Annotated in this window: 15 protein-coding genes and 1 tRNA gene; 2 read left to right on the forward strand and 14 right to left on the reverse strand. The window is 57.3% G+C overall.

Going from position 1 to position 17,710, the window contains the following annotated elements; all coding sequences use genetic code 11:
- Positions 1-59 precede the first annotated feature (59 nt).
- The 6 genes from PG731_RS03580 to PG731_RS03605 form a co-directional block, all read right to left on the reverse strand.
- Complete coding sequence (locus tag PG731_RS03580) at positions 60-1,439, reverse strand: MFS transporter (protein WP_438271510.1); 1,380 nt, start codon at positions 1,437-1,439, stop codon at positions 60-62.
- Between the two features lie 214 nt (positions 1,440-1,653).
- Positions 1,654-2,346 carry a response regulator transcription factor gene (locus PG731_RS03585; RefSeq protein ID WP_101628521.1) on the reverse strand — a complete coding sequence of 231 codons (693 nt, stop codon included), beginning with the start codon at positions 2,344-2,346 and terminating at the stop codon, positions 1,654-1,656.
- Positions 2,346-3,170: a sensor histidine kinase gene (locus PG731_RS03590; RefSeq protein WP_270772229.1), complete on the reverse strand. Its 825-nt coding sequence runs from the start codon at positions 3,168-3,170 to the stop codon at positions 2,346-2,348. Before PG731_RS03590 ends, PG731_RS03585 begins: the two co-directional genes overlap by 1 nt.
- 60 nt (positions 3,171-3,230) lie before the next feature.
- Positions 3,231-3,593: a thioredoxin gene (trxA, locus tag PG731_RS03595; protein ID WP_270772230.1), complete on the reverse strand. Its 363-nt coding sequence runs from the start codon at positions 3,591-3,593 to the stop codon at positions 3,231-3,233.
- A gap of 220 nt (positions 3,594-3,813) precedes the next feature.
- Complete coding sequence (locus tag PG731_RS03600) at positions 3,814-4,500, reverse strand: TetR/AcrR family transcriptional regulator (protein ID WP_270772232.1); 687 nt, start codon at positions 4,498-4,500, stop codon at positions 3,814-3,816.
- A gap of 70 nt (positions 4,501-4,570) precedes the next feature.
- On the reverse strand, positions 4,571-5,005 hold the full coding sequence (locus PG731_RS03605) for an NUDIX domain-containing protein (RefSeq protein ID WP_270772234.1): 435 nt from the start codon (positions 5,003-5,005) through the stop codon (positions 4,571-4,573).
- Between the two features lie 208 nt (positions 5,006-5,213).
- Between PG731_RS03605 and PG731_RS03610 the strand changes: the two genes are divergently transcribed.
- Both PG731_RS03610 and PG731_RS03615 read left to right on the forward strand, forming a co-directional pair.
- Positions 5,214-8,006, forward strand: a complete 2,793-nt coding sequence (locus PG731_RS03610; protein WP_270772236.1) for an Ig-like domain-containing protein — start codon at positions 5,214-5,216, stop codon at positions 8,004-8,006.
- 176 nt (positions 8,007-8,182) lie between these two features.
- Positions 8,183-8,256: transfer RNA gene (locus PG731_RS03615), tRNA-Gly, on the forward strand.
- Between the two features lie 209 nt (positions 8,257-8,465).
- On the opposite strand, the gene PG731_RS03620 is transcribed toward PG731_RS03615, so the two are convergent.
- The 8 genes from PG731_RS03620 to PG731_RS03655 all read right to left on the reverse strand — a co-directional run bounded on the left by PG731_RS03620 (position 8,466) and on the right by PG731_RS03655 (position 17,708).
- The gene (locus PG731_RS03620) at positions 8,466-10,037 is read right to left on the reverse strand and encodes a recombinase family protein (RefSeq protein WP_204880315.1); all 1,572 of its coding nucleotides are present in this window, start codon (positions 10,035-10,037) and stop codon (positions 8,466-8,468) included.
- Positions 10,034-11,284, reverse strand: coding sequence for a recombinase family protein (locus PG731_RS03625; RefSeq protein WP_270772238.1), 1,251 nt, complete (start codon positions 11,282-11,284; stop codon positions 10,034-10,036). The genes PG731_RS03620 and PG731_RS03625 overlap by 4 nt, the downstream gene beginning before the upstream one ends.
- A gap of 788 nt (positions 11,285-12,072) precedes the next feature.
- Positions 12,073-12,903: an N-acetylmuramoyl-L-alanine amidase gene (locus PG731_RS03630; RefSeq protein ID WP_270772239.1), complete on the reverse strand. Its 831-nt coding sequence runs from the start codon at positions 12,901-12,903 to the stop codon at positions 12,073-12,075.
- Positions 12,903-13,367, reverse strand: coding sequence for a phage holin family protein (locus PG731_RS03635; protein ID WP_239541502.1), 465 nt, complete (start codon positions 13,365-13,367; stop codon positions 12,903-12,905). Before PG731_RS03635 ends, PG731_RS03630 begins: the two co-directional genes overlap by 1 nt.
- Positions 13,368-13,450: 83 nt before the next feature.
- Positions 13,451-13,669, reverse strand: a complete 219-nt coding sequence (locus PG731_RS03640) for an acetyl-CoA carboxylase (protein WP_204880319.1) — start codon at positions 13,667-13,669, stop codon at positions 13,451-13,453.
- Positions 13,666-14,088: a DUF1617 family protein gene (locus PG731_RS03645; protein ID WP_204880320.1), complete on the reverse strand. Its 423-nt coding sequence runs from the start codon at positions 14,086-14,088 to the stop codon at positions 13,666-13,668. The genes PG731_RS03640 and PG731_RS03645 overlap by 4 nt, the downstream gene beginning before the upstream one ends.
- A gap of 16 nt (positions 14,089-14,104) precedes the next feature.
- Complete coding sequence (locus tag PG731_RS03650; protein WP_204880321.1) at positions 14,105-16,936, reverse strand: phage tail spike protein; 2,832 nt, start codon at positions 16,934-16,936, stop codon at positions 14,105-14,107.
- A 79-nt stretch (positions 16,937-17,015) separates the two neighbouring features.
- The gene (locus PG731_RS03655) at positions 17,016-17,708 is read right to left on the reverse strand and encodes a hypothetical protein (protein WP_204880322.1); all 693 of its coding nucleotides are present in this window, start codon (positions 17,706-17,708) and stop codon (positions 17,016-17,018) included.
- Between the last annotated feature and the right edge of the window lie 2 nt (positions 17,709-17,710).

Genomic DNA, 17,710 nt, shown 5'->3' on the forward strand with positions numbered 1-17,710 from the left:
GCAGTATCGCCGGCGACCAAGATTGGGAAGTCGCCGGCGATACACATCGGGGAAGAAGGTCACTTATTGGCTACGTGACGCTCCATGAGGGCTCGTTCATCCTTGCCGACGATCATCATCAAGATGACGGCGACGACGGCAACGACAATAAGGAAGCCATAGGCGATGTTCCAGCCGAAGTTGTGGATCAGCAGACCAACGCCGGACGATGCCAGGGTTGCGCCGAGCAGGTATCCGAAGAGGCCGGTGAAGCCAGCTGCGGTGCCCGCAACATTCGTGGGTGAAAGGTCAATTGCTTGAAGACCGATCAGCATGACCGGGCCGTAGATCAGGCCACCGATAATGGCGATGAGCAGGTAGAAGACCCAGATGGGGGCGCTGTAAGGCATGAGCCAGTAGGCGAGAAGAGCAATGCCAACGCCTGCCAGGAAGAGTATGCCTGCGCCTGAACGCCAGCCCTTGAAGATCTTGTCGGAAACCCAGCCACAGAGCAGGGTGCCGGCGATGCCGGCGCCTTCGTAGATTGCGAAGCCAAGGATGCCTTCTTTGACGTTGACTCCGTGAACCTGTTCGGTCAGGTAGATCGGGATCCAGTTGAGGACTCCGTAGCGGAGCGTGTAGACGAAGACGTTGGTGATGGCCAGGAGGACGACGACGCGGTTGGTCAGGACGTGCTTGAACAGCATTTCCTTCCACGGCATATCCGAGGTTTCCTTCACCTTTGCCGGGTCGTTGCGGTATTCCTCGATCGGTGGAAGACCGAGGGCTTCGGGGCGGTCGCGGACAAGGATCAGTGCAATGAGGGCGACGATGAGCGCTGCAATTGCCGGTGCCCAGAAGGCGGGACGCCAGTCAGCATCGGAGGTTGCGAAGGTGTCGAGTGCCCAAGCGGAGAGCAGGCCGACGCCCGCGCCACCAACGTTGTGTGCACAGTTCCAGATCGAGGTCATCCAGCCACGTTCGGTGGTGGAGAACCAGTGGACTAGGACGCGACCCGAGGGAGGCCAGCCCATGCCCTGGAACCAGCCGTTGATGAACATCATGATCGCGAAGAGGCCGACTGATGCGGAAAGAACGGGCACGAATGCGATCAGCAGGTTCATGATTGCCGAGAGTGCCAGGCCGATCGGCATGAAGTAGCGTGCGTTTGCGCGGTCGGACAGCATAGCCATGAAGAACTTCGACAGGCCGTATGCGAAGAGCACTGCGTTGGCGACGATGCCGATGCCGGCAGCGTTCATGATGTCGTGTTCCTTCAGGATTGCCGACACCAGTGACACATTGTTACGGATCAGGTAGAAGCCGGCGTATCCGAGGAAGATTCCCATGAACACCTTGAAGCGCCATGAGCGGTACATCGAGTCAACGCGTTCGGGGCTGACGGGCGATGCTGCCGGTGGCGCCGAAAGGAAACCCAAAGAGTTTGACTGGGAAGACAACATTGTCTCCTTATGTTGAAGAGTTAAGACTTAATGATTGTGTCTTCTGATTGGTGACAACTTGGGCGGGTTTTGGTGGCGCTTGGAAACAGTGCTGTTACCAAAGTGCGCGGGCTACGTTCCAAAGTGCGCGGGCTAGGTGCGTGCGCGCGGTCTGCGGACACAATGGGGGAACACGAGGCTCCTTATTAAGGGCGAGTGCTTAAAATCAGCGTCATGAGGCGTCGATGACGAAACGGTAGCCTCGTCCCCTGACCGACTGGATACACGAAGAGTCGATGCCCGCGCGTTCTAGCTGACGGCGAAGGCGGTACATCGTCGTTTTGATCATGTCGTGTGCGCCGACTTGGTCGGTTGTGGACCAGCCTTCGCTCAGGAGGTCTCGCCAGGGGATGTCCTGGTTTGGTCGCGAGGCCAGGATTGTCAGGACACGCTGTTCGGTGGGGCTGAGTGGAATGACGACTCCGTCCCAGGTCATGCGTTGCATATCAGCATCGATGGTGATGGGCCCGAGGTGCACGGATTCTTGTTGGCGTACAGGCTGGGTTCGCCTGACGATTGCTTGGGCGCGCAGTGCGAGCTCGCGGGGACTGAAGGGTTTGGTCACGTAGTCGTCGGCGCCTGCCTCGAGGCCAACGATACGGTCTTCCTCATCACCAAGGGCAGTAAGCAAAATGATCGGAACCGCCATGCCGGCGCCACGGATTCTTCGGGTCAGGTCAACGCCTGATCCGGTCGGCGTCATGACGTCAAGGACAACCAGATCAACACTGCGATCCTGAAGGTATTGCCAGGCTTTTGTGGTGTTGGGTTTCGTTTCGCAAGTGAAGCCTTGGGTTTCCAGCGCGAAGGCGATGATTGAGAGCATCTGGGGTTCGTCGTCGACGACAAGTGCGTGCTGTCCCATCACTTCCCCTTCGGCAGTACAACGTGGATGACCGTGCCACACTCAGGCAACGAGTCCACCATAATTCTGCCACCGTGCGCCTCGATTATTCGTTGGGAGACCATCAGTCCGATTCCGGATCCCTGGCCACTGGTGGTGTCCGACGTGAAAGCATCGAACATTTTTTCTTGGGTTTCAGGGGTAATTCCCGGGCCGGAGTCCTCGACGGTGATTTGCGCTCCGCCATCTTCGGTTGAGGCGACGCTGATCGTGATCGGCGAGGTGCCGTCTCCGTGGTGGAGTGAGTTGTTGATGAGGTTCCACATGACTTGCCGGAGCATGGTGGCGTTCGCGTGGATGTTGAGGACTCCCCCGACCGCGTTCACATGGATGGGGGTGCTGGTGATACGTCGCATTTCTCGTGCGGTTGAGGTAACGATGTCTCGGACGTCGACGAGCTCGGTTGACAGTGTTTCGCCACGTGAGAGTTTGAGGTCGGTGATGATTGACTCGGTCAGGTCGATGACCTGCTGAGTGTTCGTTGTCATGGTGCGAACGAAGTGGCGTTGCTGTTCGGTCAGGTCGCCAGCAAGACCTTCTTCGAGCAGTTCGCCGGCCCCGCGGATGAGTGCCAGCGGAGTACGGATCTCGTGGGCGATGATGGCGGGTCGGTATGTCAGCAGATCGTTGCCCGTTTCGTCAGCGTGATTCTTCTTTTTCAGTGGGGTGGCACCCCGCGTTTTTTCACCGTTGCGCGCCCGTGAAATGACGTAAATTAGGGCGATTGCGGTTGCAATAAACAAAAGCCACCCGACGATTGTGAAGATCATCGTCGGGTGGCTCATGGTTCAAGTGTGTCGCTAATGGTGCGACTTGCCAAACCGAGAAGGTGGGTTTCTGCCGGCTCACTTCTGGGATTCGGCAATGGATGCGCGAACCTGATCCATGTCGAGGTCGCGGATCTGCTGGATCAGATCGTCGAGTGCAGCACCCGGAAGGGCGCCGGACTGACGGAAGACGGCGACGCCATCGCGGAACGCCATGATCGTCGGGATGGACGAGATCTGAGCTGCGCGAGCAAGGTTCTGCTCTGCGTCGGTATCGACCTTGCCGAAGACGATGTCGGTGTGCTTGTTGGAGGCTTCTTCGTAGACCGGGCCGAACTGACGGCACGGGCCACACCACGTTGCCCAGAAGTCAACTAAGACGATGGCGTTTTCGGCGACGGTGGTTTCAAAGTTGTCGTTGTGAAGAGTGACGGTGGCCAATGTGGTCTCCTTATGTGCGGGGTTCGAGTGAACCCTGGGTGCGATTGTTTTCGCGTGCTCTATTGCTGGGAATCGCTTTGATTATTTCGTTGCGGTTTCCCGTTTCGTAGAGTTCAACGGCGTTAGCAGTGAATCTATTCCCTGCGATTGTTACAGAAGTGTGGTGTGCGTCGCACGTCTTTGACGGTAAGGCGGTTTCAGGGGGCCTCGTACCTGCGCGTCAGTGCGCGACTGGGCACCGCATGAAAGAGGCCTGGGTATTGTGCTCTTCGGCTTCGGCGCGCTTTTTCGGCGAGGGGAGTGCGTGGATTTTCTCCGACGAGGCTCCGACTGCACGCAAGACGAACGCTTCCGATGCTGCGTAGAGTGCGCGTCGCTTGTCAGGATCCGAGGGCAGGCGTTGCCCGGACAGGCAGGCGTGGATCAGCGCGACCAGAATGTGCGGGTCCTGCACGGGGATCGCTTCGCACTTCATCGCATCGATGAGGATGGTGAGAAGGAGGTTGCCGATCACGCCTGCATGCTCGTGAAGATGTTCGGACTTTTCCGTCGACATCTGATCGCGCAGGTGAACACGACTTGCCAGATGGTAGCGACTGGTCATCTCCAGGTGTGCGTGCACGTAGATGCGGAGGCGCTCAATCGGGTCGGATTCTGCGTCGATTGATTCGTGAAGAAGCGCCGAGAATTCTGCGGTTGCCTCGTTCATGTAGGCAAGGAGTAGAACTTCTTTGTCTTCGAAGTGGTTGTACACAGCGGTGCGTCCGACGTTGGCGCGCGACGCGATCTGCGACATGGTGATCGTGTCGAAAGACTGTTCGGCGAGGAGCCCTCCGAGCGCGTCGAAAAGCTTGTGGCGAGTCAGAGTGCGGTGGTTCTCTAGGGAATCTCCGATGATCTTAGGCATAGGGCTATTCTGACAGATACACCCCATGTGTCGCCAAATTATCTAGGTATTTGGTCATATATTCAGGCTCTTAGCGGTCCGCTGGCTCGAAACCGCATGTGCGTGCAACGGCCAGTGCAATCTCAAGATCGTGGCCAATCCAGTCAAGGGTGTCGACCTTATCTAAAGGAGTCCAGAGGAACTCACTATGGGAACCATTCAAAGTGGGGGCGGGCGCGTCCGGCGATAGTTCAGCTAACCAGACTCCCATTGTGCGCCCCTGCAAGATCGGCCACCACGTGCCCTCTTCCGTCATTACCTGAGCGCCCACGCGGATGACGGTGTTCATTTCTTCGCGTATTTCGCGGTGAAGTGCCTGAAGCGGGGTCTCGTCGCGATCGATCTTTCCACCGGGAAGCTCAAATTTTCCTGCCAGCTCGGGCGGGTATGAGCGCGCGGCGCAGAGCAACTGCGTTGGGTTGTCGAGCGAGTCGACGATGGCTGCGGCAACAACTAAGCGGGGCATGACTGCAGTGTAGGCGGTGCGTGTGGGACGAAGGTAGTGCATAGTTGTCGAAAAATTGTGCTGAGCGTCGACATGGGTAGCGTTGAAAGCCTGTTCAATTTCTGTATTATGTATTGCTCGCCTTCGTAGGCTTGTCGGATAATGGATGTGTGCAGTCTCATCAGAGACGCTCTCATTGTCAGCTTCCCCATCATCGACAGGACAGTAAATGAAGACACGAAACAGACTGATGGCGTTACTCGGCGCTTGCGGTCTTGTGGTGGCAATGATGCCGACACTTGCAGGCAGTGCCCAAGCGGCTGAATTGCCTTCTGACCTTCAGTTAGATAGCGGTTCAGGATATGTAGCGACCACGGATGTGAAGCTCGGTGGTGCTGTCAAGACGGAAGCACTTGCTGCAGTGAAGAAGTGGCGTCAAGATGCTCTGGATACGAACGTTCCATGGCCAAAGTATGACTCCCAGACCACGATGAGGCAGTACTTAGCGCAGAACGGTATTTCTGAGACTGATTATCTTCACCCAAAGTGGTCATACGAACTTGAAAAGATCGCCCTTCAACGAGCCGTTGAAGCTGCTGATTTCAAGGCTGGCCACACGCGTCCTGATGGATCGCATTGGTTTGATTTGAATTCCAACGGAGTCGAATCCCGCTCGGAAGTACTTGCGTGGGGTGGGCGCACCGTCTCGGCCGCTGTTGATCAGTGGGCTTGTACAGACAAAAATAGCCAGACACAGTGTGAGAAGAAGAATTACTTAACGAACAACGGCTCTGTAACGGGACACTACCTCTATCTCATTAATCCAAAGTGGAAGTCGTATGGAATAACAGGATATGTTGGCGCGGGAGCTGATTATGGCGCCGTGTGGGCAGGCCAGACGAATGAGTCGATTCAAGCGAATCAGGATGAGCTCAATCTCAGCGGGACCTACAGTTTTGTCACGACGTTGTCGGAAGGCCGAGTGAAGGAAGGCTATTCACCGGATAAGTTCAGTTGGTCTACTGGTGACGCAGGCTCCATGCCAACTGTCAAATACAACTACTTCAAGAAGCGCTACTCGGCAGCAGGTACATGGTCTTCGGACGATCCGGAAATTGCGACCGTTACTGCGGACGGTGCTTTCACAGCTGTGAAGGCCGGTTCTGCGACCTTCAAGCTCACCGCTAATGGGCACTCACTGACCTTCTCGGTGACAGTCGCCGACGATGCTGTCACTGCCGTGACGAATCCTGAGGCCGTGACTGTCGCATCGGGTACTGCTCCGACCCTGCCGAAGACTGTTTCGGCAACACACAAGAGCGGTAAGACCAAGGATGTCGCTGTTACCTGGGATGTTATTCCGGCTGACAAGTACAAGGCGCGTGCTGGTGGGTCCTTTATCGTTGAGGGTCATGTTGCAGGTTGGAACAAGCCGGTCGCGATTACCGTGAATGTCACTCCCGCGACTGTCACTGGTGCTGCGGTGAAGGGTTCGGATCATGTGACGACTCCTGCCGGTACTGCTCCGACTTTGCCGACGATGGCGACGTTGACGTGGTCGAATGGGGACACGACCGAGGCCTCGCTTTCGTTCTCGGCGTCTGACAAGTACAAGGTGCGTGAAGGTGGCGAGTACACTCTGAACGGTACTGCTGAAGGTTGGGACAAGCCCCTTTCTGTGACTGTGACTGTCACCCCCGCAACCGTCACGAAGGTTGAACCACTTGCCGATGTCACCACGATTGAGAAGAAGGCCCCGACCCTGCCGTCTCAGGCGGACTTCACTTGGTCGAATGGTGATAAGTCAAAGGAAACAATCACCTGGGAAACGATTCCTGAAACGCAATATGCGTCAGCGGGCACTTTCATGGTGAACGGTACCGCGCTGAACCAGAAAGTCACCGTAAAGGTCAACGTTGTTACGGCGATGGTGACCAATGTTGCTCCTGTTTCTGAGGTCACCACTGAATCGGGCGTTGCTCCTACGCTTCCGGCATCCACTGAGGTGACATGGTCGAACGGTCAGAAGACCACGGAGAACATCGCGTGGGATGCGATCACACCTGAACAGTATTCGCCTCGTGAAGGTGGATCATTCACTGTCAAGGGCACAGTTGCTGGTGAATCGATCACCGTTCAGGTGAAGGTGAATCCTGCGACGATCGGCCTCGTCACCGTGGATCCCACCCAAGTGGAAACCGAATCTGGCACTGCGCCGAAGCTCCCCGAGAGGGCCACTGTCGCATGGTCGAACGGTGAAAGCACCAGCGAAACTATCGCGTGGGCTGACAACAATGGCTACACGGTTCGTGAAGGCGGATCGTACGATCAGGCTGGCACCGTCCTTAACGGAGCAAAGACCGTGAGCGTCAAGGTCACCGTGAAGCCGGCAAAGGTCGTCAAGGTGGAAGAACTGCGGGCTACGACGACTGTTGGTACTGCTCCGCAACTCCCCAATACCCTCAAGGTCACGTGGAGCAATGGCGACGTCACCGATGAAGCTGTCGAGTGGAACATCGAGGGCCTGACGTGGGATACCCCTGCCGAGGGAATTCAGGTTCCAGGAACGGTTACCGCCCTTAAGCAAGACGTGACCGCCCTCGTGGACGTGACAGAAAAGCCTGCCGAATTGAAGCTTGCGCTGTCGGCTCAAACTGTCATGGAAGGTGATCAGGTCACGTTCACCGTCAGTGGTTTCAAAGCCGGAGAGGCTGTCACCTTCACCGTTCACTCGGATCCGATTACTGTCGCGACTGTCGATGCGGATGCGAATGGTGTGGCAAGCACCAAGTGGACTGTCCCAGACAACTTCGCCGGTGAACACACCGTCATTGCAAGCGGTCGTAGCGGATCGGTTGAACAGCCCTTCACCGTCAAGGCAAAGGCTCCGACTGCTACCGGTGCGGCGAAGACCCTGAAGAAGCGCCTTGCATCCACCGGTTTTGCTGGTGGCGCTACTGGCATTCTTGCTTTGGCGTTCGCCGGAGCCGGCGCGCTGGCAGTGAGCCGCAAACGACACTGATCTGCGTGCGCCAGGCTGATGCTGTCGGCCTGTCAAGCGTTGATGAAGAGGAGGGGCGTGATTCCTTGTGGGATAGCGCCCCTCCTCTCTTTGTCTGTCGCCTTGTTCTGTCGCCTTGGCTGACCAGTGTGTTTGGCCTCTGGTATGATTTAACCTGTTGCCAATGGCGATGAATTGCGGGCGTAGTTCATCGGTAGAATGGAAGCTTCCCAAGCTTCAGAGGCGGGTTCGATTCCCGTCGCCCGCTCCACTATGACGTCGAAAATGATAAGTAGGCGTTTGCGTTAGCGAGTACACCCCAAGGGGGTCAAAACGTTAGCGAGTGTATAGCGCGTTAGCTCTGACCTGCCGAAATACTTCCCGAGCACTATCACTTCGCTGTTGCCACGATTTCTGGGCATGAGAAAAGCCCGTCCGCGCACTCATGCACGAACGGGCTAAAAATTTCCCTCTAACCTCCTACAGCTGAACCCTCACTACCTCGCCAACTCGGAACACGAACCGGATCGTATCCTCGCCTACGATGGCGTGATCGATGAGTGCGCTCCACTGCGCGGGACGAAACTCGCTCACCGGTTCGCCCGCCAGATCATTCAGGGTTGTGGTGATGGCGGCATGCTTGGCAGTGTTCGCTACGATATCTGCTTCCAGGCTTGTTTTACGTGCAAGCGTCTTACGGTAGGTAGTATCGAGTTTGGTGTACTTGTTTTGGTAGGCGTCTTGGTCGAGCGCACACCGCTGGTTTTCCGCAATCAGCGTCTCGATCTGCTCGGTGAGTTCCACAAGTTTTGCCTGGCACGCTGCGGCTTGTTCTTCCAAACGGCTCGTATCGAACATGTCGCCAAGCACCTGCGGCAGCTGGCTTTCGTACCGGTGGCGGGCGATCAGTTGGTTGAGCGCTTGGACGAAAGAATCCTTGATCTGCTCGTCTTTCACCGTCGCGCTGCTGCAGGGATGTTCGTCTGTGTATTTGTGGTTGCATTGCCAGACTGTGTACTTGTATTTCGTGTTCGACGCCCACGTTTTACGCCCATACCACGCCCCACACTGAGAACATTTCAGCCGGGTGGAGAATAAGCCGACTTTCGCTGACGATATGTTGGCATGGCGGGTGGCGAGTTCGTATTGCACCTGATCCCAGATACGCGGAGCAATAATCGGCTCGTGATTACCTGATACGTAGTATTGGGGCACTTCACCCTCGTTGACCTTCATCTTCTTAGTAAGGAAATCGGTGGTAAACGTCTTTTGGAGAAGGGCGTCGCCCTTGTATTTTTCGTTGGATAGAATGGAGCGCACTGTCGAGGTTGACCACACTTCTTTCCCACGCGGGGTGAGAATCTTACGCTGCGCGAGCTCGGTTTTAATCTCACTGATCGCCATCCCGTCAAGGAAAAGCTGGTAGATCAACCGCACGGTCGGAGCCTGCGTCTCGTCGATGACGAGGCTGCCACCCTCGCCTTTCTTGTATCCGAGTAGGGATTTGTAGGGCACCATGATTTTTCCATCGGCAAAACGTTTCCTATGTCCCCAGGTGACGTTCTCGGAGATGGAGCGGGATTCTTCTTGCGCCAAGCTCGACATGATCGTGATGAGTAATTCGCCTTTGGCGTCAAAGGTATAAATATTTTCCTTCTCAAAATAAACCTCGACGCCTGCATCCTTGAGCTTGCGCACGGTAGTGAGCGAGTCGACGGTGTTGCGTGCGAACCGGGAGACGCTTTTGGTGAGGATCAGATCGATTTTGCCTGCCAGGGCGTCATCGATCATGGTTTGGAATCCCTCACGGCGCTTCATAGAGGTGCCAGAGATACCTTCGTCGCAGTACATGCCCGCGAACTGCCAATCATTACGGGAATGAATGTAGGTGGTGTAGTAGTCGATCTGAGCCTCGTAGGAGGAGGTTTGTTCTTCCATCTCGGTAGAGACGCGAGCGTAGGCGGCGACCCGTCTGCGTGCCGGTGCGCCAGATGAGGCTGCGGCAGATCGAAGCTTCTTTGTTGCGGGTATCGCGGTGACGGTGCGGTTCATGCCAGCCTCCCCTCACTGGTTAACCCCACTGGTGTCATGGTTCCATCCGCGAGGTGGAAGGTGAGCTGATGCTCGAAGGCCTCGATCATCACGATCTGCTCGCCAACCTGGACGGGGTCGAAACCCTGGGTGCCGAGCATGTCTGCGCAGGCTTGTTCGAGGAGTGTTTCGCGCAGGTTGTGCCCCCTACAGGGGTTGCCGTTCCCGGTGCAGGCACTCCAGCAGCGCCAGAACTTGTATGAGGTTCCAGACTTGTAGGTGCGGGTTTTGCGTTGATAGTTCTTCCCGCACGCCGCGCAGCAGATCCGCCCGGTGAATACGCCCGTGTTCTTTGACGGGGTCGCCGCCGGGCCCACCTCACGCCTGTGCGCGATTTCTGCTTGCACCGTGTCAAACATCGCCTGATCAATGATCGCTGGGAGGGCTTGCTCGACCCAGTATCGCGGCAGCTCCCCGTCGTTGAAGGAGCGTGTGGGTGCTTGGATTGTGGGGCGGTACATTTTCTGTAGCATTTGGCAGCCCTTGTACCGCTCGTTTTCGAGCATGCGACGAAACACGGATCCGTAGAACCGTCCCCCTCCCCGAGAGCGTTTACCTTCAGCGTTGAGCATGCCAGCGGTCTTTTCCGGGCTGATCCCATCGAGATAATTGGCAAACAGTAAGCGCACGATCTTGGCTTCTTCGTCGATGATGGTGAACTGGCCGTTTGCCCAGTGGTAGCCATAGACAACGAAGGAGTTCGTGCCACCGTTCTTGTATCGGTTGCGGATTGCCCATTTCACGTTCTGGGATAGCGAGCGTGATTCTTCTTGGGCGAACGAGGCCAGCAAGGTTAACAGCAGTTCCCCGTCAGCGCTAAGGGTGTCGATACGTTCGCGTTCGAACCGTACGGCCACGCCAAGGTCTTTGAGCTCACGGACCGTAGCGAGCAGGTCGACAGTGTTGCGGGCCAGGCGTGAGATTGATTTACACAACACAATATCGACACCCCCGCCCCTGGCTGCGTCCATCAAGTCGGCCAGGCCTTGCCGGGATTTCGTTGACGTGCCGGTGATACCCTCGTCGATAAACACGCCTGCATAGGCCCATCCGGGTGTGGACTGGATCAGGCGCGAATAATACGAAACCTGCGCCGATAGGGATGCTAACTGCTCTGTGCCGTTGGTTGAGACCCTCGCGTATGCTGCTACGTTGACCAGTTTCGGGGTCGGCGGCCGAACTGGTGTCACCACACTGATGTGTGCCACGTTTTCTCCTTTCGCGTTAGGTCTATACACGCTCTAAAGGCGGTGTTTATCCAGTCGTTTCGCCCACAATCTGTGGTTGATAGATCGGGTTCCGGTCCTCCCACAACAGCCGATAGGCACGCCGATACTCTGAAGATGTGAGCACACCCCGACTTGCCAGCATGCTTAAGACGTGAGCGTCAGTAATAAAGGCGAGTTCTCGGGCGAACATCTCAGGCTGTGTCATCTGATCAACCCGAGCCGTGAGAGCGTTCATGGTCGTCCGCCACGGGTGCCGAAGCGAGCACGTACATAACAGGCGTGGCAGCAGTACTTTTGGCCCGGTTTGTCCACGATCGCGAAGCGGCGTCCGCAGTGCGTACAGGTCTGCTCGCGCACTGGCTCGGTTTTCTGTCGGTGCCGCCACGCTTTATGTCTGCATGCGGGCGAGCAAAACCGAGCCCGAACACCTCCCCGAATGGGGCTGGCACACCACTGGCATACCTGCCAGGCCATCACCAACCCGGCGTCGAGATTTCGGTTGGTGCAGTACGAGCGGACCTGGTCACGAGTCAGGGCGCAAAACTCGGCAATCGCTTTATACCCCCAGCCCGCCGTGCGCAGGTTACGAATACGTTGTTCGTCAAGATCATTCACAGTGAGGTCACTCCCTTCACCCCACTGCCGACAAACCCGTATGTGTTAAATCCGTCCATGAAACGACGAAAAGCCCCGCCACCACCGGCTCCCCGAGGATTGGGAAGTCACAGTGATGACGGGGCTTCAATACGCCGTAGTAGCGTGCGGGGTTAGTAGCCGAGCTTGGCATTCACGCGCGCCTGAACAGCGGCGTAGAGGTTACCCAAGCGGCGCTTACGCTCATCCCCGTTGCCGTAGTCGCCGCGAATGACGGCGTCAGCCAGAGCATCAATGTTGGGCCCTGCGGGCTTCGTAGGCGTGTTGCCAGAGAGCTTCTCATTGACTCGCTGTTGAACAGCGGCGTAGCTGGCTCCGAGGCGACGTTTGCGCTCATCCCCGTTGCCGTAGTCGCCGCGAATCACCGCATCGGCAAGAGCGTCGATGTTCGGCGTTGCAGGAGCAGGTGCTGGTGTGAGCGCTGGCGCTGATGTAGCGCCGGTCATCTGGTCATACCAATACTGAGCGCGAGCCATGTAGGCGGCGTGCTGGGAACCAGCAAGAGATGCCGGACAAGCAGTGGCAGAGAAGTCCTTGTGCCCGAACACGTTCTTACCCCAGACCGGGCGGCCAAGACCGTAGAACTTGCAAACGGCCGCGACGAGGTGTGCTCCGTTATCCAAACATGCGTCGGATACCGACCAAGGATCGGAAGAAACATCGGCGTGTTCGATGCCGATACTGGTGGTGTTGGCGGCAAAGTTGCCTGCATGCCAGGCGGTGTCCCGGTCCCACACGAGCTGGCCGATGCGTCCGTCAGTTTGGACTTGGTAGTGGGCGGAAGCAGGACGGGACTGCCACACGTCGTAACAGCCCCTAATGGTGAGGTTTCCGGCGTTGTGGTGGATGATGACCTTATCGATCCGCCGACCGTTCCTGCCGGGTGTGTAGTGTGTGTTCATGATGAGGTCGATGTCGGCCTCAAGCGCGAGCCAATTCTTCATCAGTGAATCTCCTTATCTGTTGGGTGTTCAGCGGTTGTTTCGGTCAGTGAGGGTCTTGTTTCGGCGCGGTTGGCGATCGCATCGAGCGCGCCGCGCATTTGGGATGGGACGGGTAGGCCGAGGCGGGTGGCGTTTTCGACCAGGGAGATGCCTTCGTTGGATAGGTAGAAGAAGATGACCGCCGCTCGCAGCACGCCGGGTGCTCCGAGAATATGGACGTCGATGAGGTGGGCGAGGCCGACGAGGGTAAAGATGAGGATTTTGCGGCTGATACCCCTAAAACCGACGGATGAGCTGAGGCGGCGCTCGTTGATGGCGGCCAGCACCCCGGTGATGTAGTCGGCGATAGCGAAGACGATCAGGGCATAGACGAGGCCGTCGAGACCTCCAAGATAAGCGGCGAGCCACGCACCAATACCAGCGATGCCGGTTTGGATGGCGTGCCAGATGGCGTGTAGAGACATGAGAATGATTCCTTTCGTGGGCATAAAAATTGCCCACACCCATCAGTGGGTGAAGGCATCAAAAATTGGTGTAGCGCAGCGGGTTACATGGTTGGGTCGGTGAGCACCTCCAAGATTGGCAGGCTCAAGTCGAATGAGGCCGCCTGCGGCACGGGTAGCGTGATTTCCTCGACCTGTCTGGCTGGTGGCGTGGGCGTGGCATCGGATTCGACCGGGATGATGGGTAGCTGTACTTCTTCGCTAGACGTTGACTCATCGGCCGTGACTTCGGCCAGTTCTGTGTTTTCGTATTCGGTGGTCATTGGCCACCCTTGGTGATGGCGTCGTAGAGGACGTCGTAGGCTTCCGCCGACACGCCAGACAGTTCACCCTCATAGCCGTCAAGAAGTGCTTTCACGTCCTTGTCGTGGCCGTCGTAGGTGGGCCCGGAGACTTCCGCAACAGATGCCAGTAGTGATTGGCGTGCGTCGAGGAATTCACTGGCTTTGTCGGGGTTGGCGAGCATGAAGGTGCCGTCGTCTGCGAACACTGGGCGACCCTGATCGTCGAGTGTTGCGAATTGGGTGACGAGGTCGTATTCATCTTCCCCGAACCGGGCAATCGCTTCCTTCACTAGCGTCAGGAGTTTCGAGCGAGCACGGGACTGCGCCGCCTTGAGCGGCATATTGGTGAGTAGGTCGGCGATGGGTTGCAAATGGTGGTTGGCGAGCATGATCTTCATCAGTATTTCCTTTTACTTATGCGAGGTTGGTGGACATGGTCGATAAGCCAGTGTTGGAGAAGTACCGCCACGTGATGTTCGACCCAGACCCGGAGATGGATGTGATCCACCCCTGATTGAGTAAGGTCAGGATTGCGTTCATCCGCGACATCAAATCCTTGGTGCGATCAAAGAGACGGGTCATGTTGTAATACGAGCCGTTAGTGACCACCATCAGGTCATAGGTGTGAAACACGATCTTCGACAGCCCGCTTGGCCCCACCCAGCCCGAATAGGTTCCCTTGCCCGTCAGCGTGCAGTCCTGCAAGGTCACATATCGTGAGCCCGTCGTGTAGAACTTATAGCCACCAGTACGCAGATCGGAGCCGAGATGGATACCGGATTTCCCGTAAAACAATCCCTTCGGATCCAACGTCAAACACGTGTAGTAGGTGCCGCCGTCTGCCTTCTGGTAGGTCCAGGCAACGTAGTCGCCTTTGTAAGCAAGTTGGTTGACGATTCCTTGCACATTCGGCTTATCTTTATGAGCCCGCCGCGCGAACTCACCGATATAACGGGTGCCGTACCAAAACTGCATCCCAGCGCTCGTAATCTTGCCCTCCAGCATGGAGCCGTCATACCAAGCGATCTGATACGGGGTGATGCGGATAGATTGCGTCCAACCTGCCAGGCCTACTTGGATGGCGTTGGTCGCGAGCTTGTCGGCCGTAATCGACCGCGCCCCAATCCGAGCCGCCGACAACGTCCCGGTGGTGATCTTCCCAGCATCCAGCGAAGCAATCTTGGCCGATGTGACCGCAGCGTCTTTAATCATCGCATTGGTGATGTATCCGTTGGCGATCGTGAGCTTATCGGAGGTAATGGACCCTGCTGCGATGCGTGCAGCCGACAAAGTGCCAGTCATAATCTTGTTCGCGGATAGGCTGCCAACCTTCGCATCCGTGATCGCCGCATTCGCGATCATCGCATTCGTAATAAACCCGTTGGCGATCGTCAGCTTGTCTGAGGTGATGGATCCAGCCTGAATGCGTGCCGCTGCCAGGTAGCCCGAGGTGATCTTGTCTGCCGACAGTGAGCTGATTTTCGCGTTGGTGATCGCGGCATCAGCGATGTGTGCGGTGCCGATGGCGGCGTCTGCGATGTGTGCTTGGCTGATCGCTTTCGACCCGATCATCGCGCCACCCACCGGTGTCTGCTCCCATTGGTTGTTGGTGAGAATGTATTGGCGGGCGATCACGCCGTCTACGCGCACTTGCCATAGCGCACCCTCCGGCCTGCCAGCCGCGTCCGCTACGCTCGGGTCAACAACGGCAACCGTGAGCCGCCCATCCGAGGTAACCGCAACGTCGTGGGCATCTTGCGCCAACTGGGTAGCACCAGCGGCTGCGGTATTGGCCTGGTCAATATCGACCTGCGCCGAAGCCATCTGAGTGGCGACAGCATCGGCGGCGGTTTGTGCGTCTTGTGCGGTGGTGAGGGCTTGGTCGACCTGCGTGCGTGCTGCGTCGAGTTCCGCGCTGATCTGTGCATGGTTCAGATCGGTGGCGAGGGCGACCCAGCCGGGCTGCCCGGTGTCGGTGAGCCGGTATATCCAGATTTCGGTGGTTTCGCCGTTGCTTTTGAACCATGTGTCGCCGAGCTGTGCCTTCTCGGGCTGGGTGGTGCCGTAGTGGTTGGTGTTCTTCCCATCAGCGCTTGCGAGGGCGAATCCTGCCGTATCCGATGCAGCCACCGCCGTATTGATGGCAGTCTTCACTTGCCGGGTGACGGACGTGAACTTCCGAGCAGTAGAACCCAGTTCGACCGAAATGTACTGGAGCGCGAGTGGGTTGTATTCGTAAGCGACCACCCGTGCCGTGAGCGCAACACCAAGATCAGCGTGGCGGACGGTCACGGTGTCGCCAATTTCGACGGTTTCCAGCCGTGCGAGGTCAGCGTATTCACGGGTTTGTGAAAGGTCAGTGAAGCGGATCTTGTACGACCCGGACGGCTCATCCACATGCTTGGCGCTGAATTCTGCTGCTGCCAGATGGCGCAACTGCGCGTGTGCTTGGTCGAGTGGAAGCTCGCCTTCACGTGGGTTGTCTTTATCCGTGATGGCTTTGACTTGTCCGTAGCGGATGACGCGGATACGCGGCACCACATAATCACCCAACTTCAGCGAATCCACATAGAGCTCGGGTAGGAGTAGGCCGTCGTAGCCCACCGGGAGAATCCGCGTCGCCACCGTCGAAAAATCAATGGATGACTCAAACCCAGTGAGGTTCTTCCGATCACGGATGACAACGCCTGTATTTCGCCCACGCCGAGCGGAGTGATGGATATGGAAATTATCGCGGGCCAGTTCGCCGCCCCAGCGCGAGATGAGCGTGTTATCCTCGCCCGCATCCATGAGAGCTTGGGCGATGGGCATGCGTACCATCCGTGCCGAGGATCGCGTCACCGTATCCGAGCTTGTGGCAGTGAAATTATGGTTGGTGTTTGCCGCGCCAAGGATTTGAGTGAGTGCATCTTTCGCGGTTTTGTTGACAACGTAGGTGTCGGCGATGAGGTTCGCGGCCAGATCATAGAAGACATGAAACGCCGTCACTTCCAGCGTTCCTTCGAGGGTGGTGACGACCTCGCTGATCCGGAAACCCTGCCGTTGCTCCAATCCTGGCACGGGCGCTGCCACAATGTTCTCAAGTACGAGGTGCGTGGCTGCGGGGCCGTCTGCTGGGTAGGTGAAGGTCAGGGAGAATTCGCCACCTAGTTCTTCCGTCACGATCGGGTTGATGATCTCTCGGTCGAGGACACCGAGGCCGGTGGCGGTGAATGTCGTGGCGGTGCGGTCGTGAACCGTAATCATGAGTGAGCCTTCCAAACAAAACACAACGACCACCCCCGTAAAGGGATGGCCGTCAAAGAAAGATGTAGTGAGCGGCGGATTAGGGGTTGCGCCAATTCGGCACAATGAGCACTTGTGAGATGCCAGTACCGAGAGTGATCCGATTGACCCCAGGCTTGAAGGTTGGGAATGCTTCACTGAGCGCATCGGTCTGGACTTTCCCGTGGGCGTGTGCGACGAGACGCGCGCTGTCGAGCGTGACGGAACCTGCTGGCGAATTCACGTGATAGACGCGCGCATTGATCGTCAGCGAGAGCGCCCCGGTGCCATAGACGGTGATGATCGGATCGGCATCGAGTAGGCCGGGGTTCGTGATCGCCCCAGACTCCGACATCGTTACCGACTTCAAGCCCTCAGACAAATAGCTGAAGGGCTGGCAGGTGAGCCGCGCGGTGAACAGCCCCCACCCCGACAGCTCCCGGCGCAACTCGCCAACTTCGCAGTGCTTAACCTTCCGATACACACCCGACTCACCAGTGAACGCGATCATGGACGCGCCCGTCAGCTCGTGAGAAGCCTGTCTATACTGGTGGAGCCCGTCACGGATAGACACGGCGAGCTCAAGCTCGACCTCGGTATCCTCCCAGCCCGTGAAGCGCGTGAGGGTCCCGGCGCGGCCTTCGACCTCAATATCATCCACCGCACGGACGGCGGCGGGAATCGCCACCGGTGCCGTGAGTCGCAGACCAAGCGACGCCGAAGTCACCGTGTTGTTCAGGGTGAAGCCAAACATGA

Origin of the sequence: Pauljensenia sp. OF14-1SRA (genome assembly GCF_027694595.1) — a bacterium.
GTDB classification, from domain to species: Bacteria; Actinomycetota; Actinomycetes; order Actinomycetales; family Actinomycetaceae; genus Pauljensenia; species Pauljensenia turicensis_B.

What these genes read in the sequence shown, in the direction of transcription:
- PG731_RS03585 (WP_101628521.1), bottom strand. Translation starts at nt 2,346, where the DNA reads ATGGGACAGCACGCACTTGTCGTCGACGACGAACCCCAGATGCTCTCA.
- PG731_RS03590 (WP_270772229.1), bottom strand. Translation starts at nt 3,170, where the DNA reads ATGAGCCACCCGACGATGATCTTCACAATCGTCGGGTGGCTTTTGTTT.
- PG731_RS03600 (WP_270772232.1), bottom strand. Translation starts at nt 4,500, where the DNA reads ATGCCTAAGATCATCGGAGATTCCCTAGAGAACCACCGCACTCTGACT.
- PG731_RS03605 (WP_270772234.1), bottom strand. Translation starts at nt 5,005, where the DNA reads ATGCCCCGCTTAGTTGTTGCCGCAGCCATCGTCGACTCGCTCGACAAC.
- PG731_RS03610 (WP_270772236.1), top strand. Translation starts at nt 5,214, where the DNA reads ATGAAGACACGAAACAGACTGATGGCGTTACTCGGCGCTTGCGGTCTT.
- PG731_RS03620 (WP_204880315.1), bottom strand. Translation starts at nt 10,037, where the DNA reads ATGAACCGCACCGTCACCGCGATACCCGCAACAAAGAAGCTTCGATCT.
- PG731_RS03630 (WP_270772239.1), bottom strand. Translation starts at nt 12,903, where the DNA reads ATGAAGAATTGGCTCGCGCTTGAGGCCGACATCGACCTCATCATGAAC.
- PG731_RS03635 (WP_239541502.1), bottom strand. Translation starts at nt 13,367, where the DNA reads ATGTCTCTACACGCCATCTGGCACGCCATCCAAACCGGCATCGCTGGT.
- PG731_RS03640 (WP_204880319.1), bottom strand. Translation starts at nt 13,669, where the DNA reads ATGACCACCGAATACGAAAACACAGAACTGGCCGAAGTCACGGCCGAT.
- PG731_RS03645 (WP_204880320.1), bottom strand. Translation starts at nt 14,088, where the DNA reads ATGAAGATCATGCTCGCCAACCACCATTTGCAACCCATCGCCGACCTA.
- PG731_RS03650 (WP_204880321.1), bottom strand. Translation starts at nt 16,936, where the DNA reads ATGATTACGGTTCACGACCGCACCGCCACGACATTCACCGCCACCGGC.
- PG731_RS03655 (WP_204880322.1), bottom strand. Translation starts at nt 17,708, where the DNA reads ATGTTTGGCTTCACCCTGAACAACACGGTGACTTCGGCGTCGCTTGGT.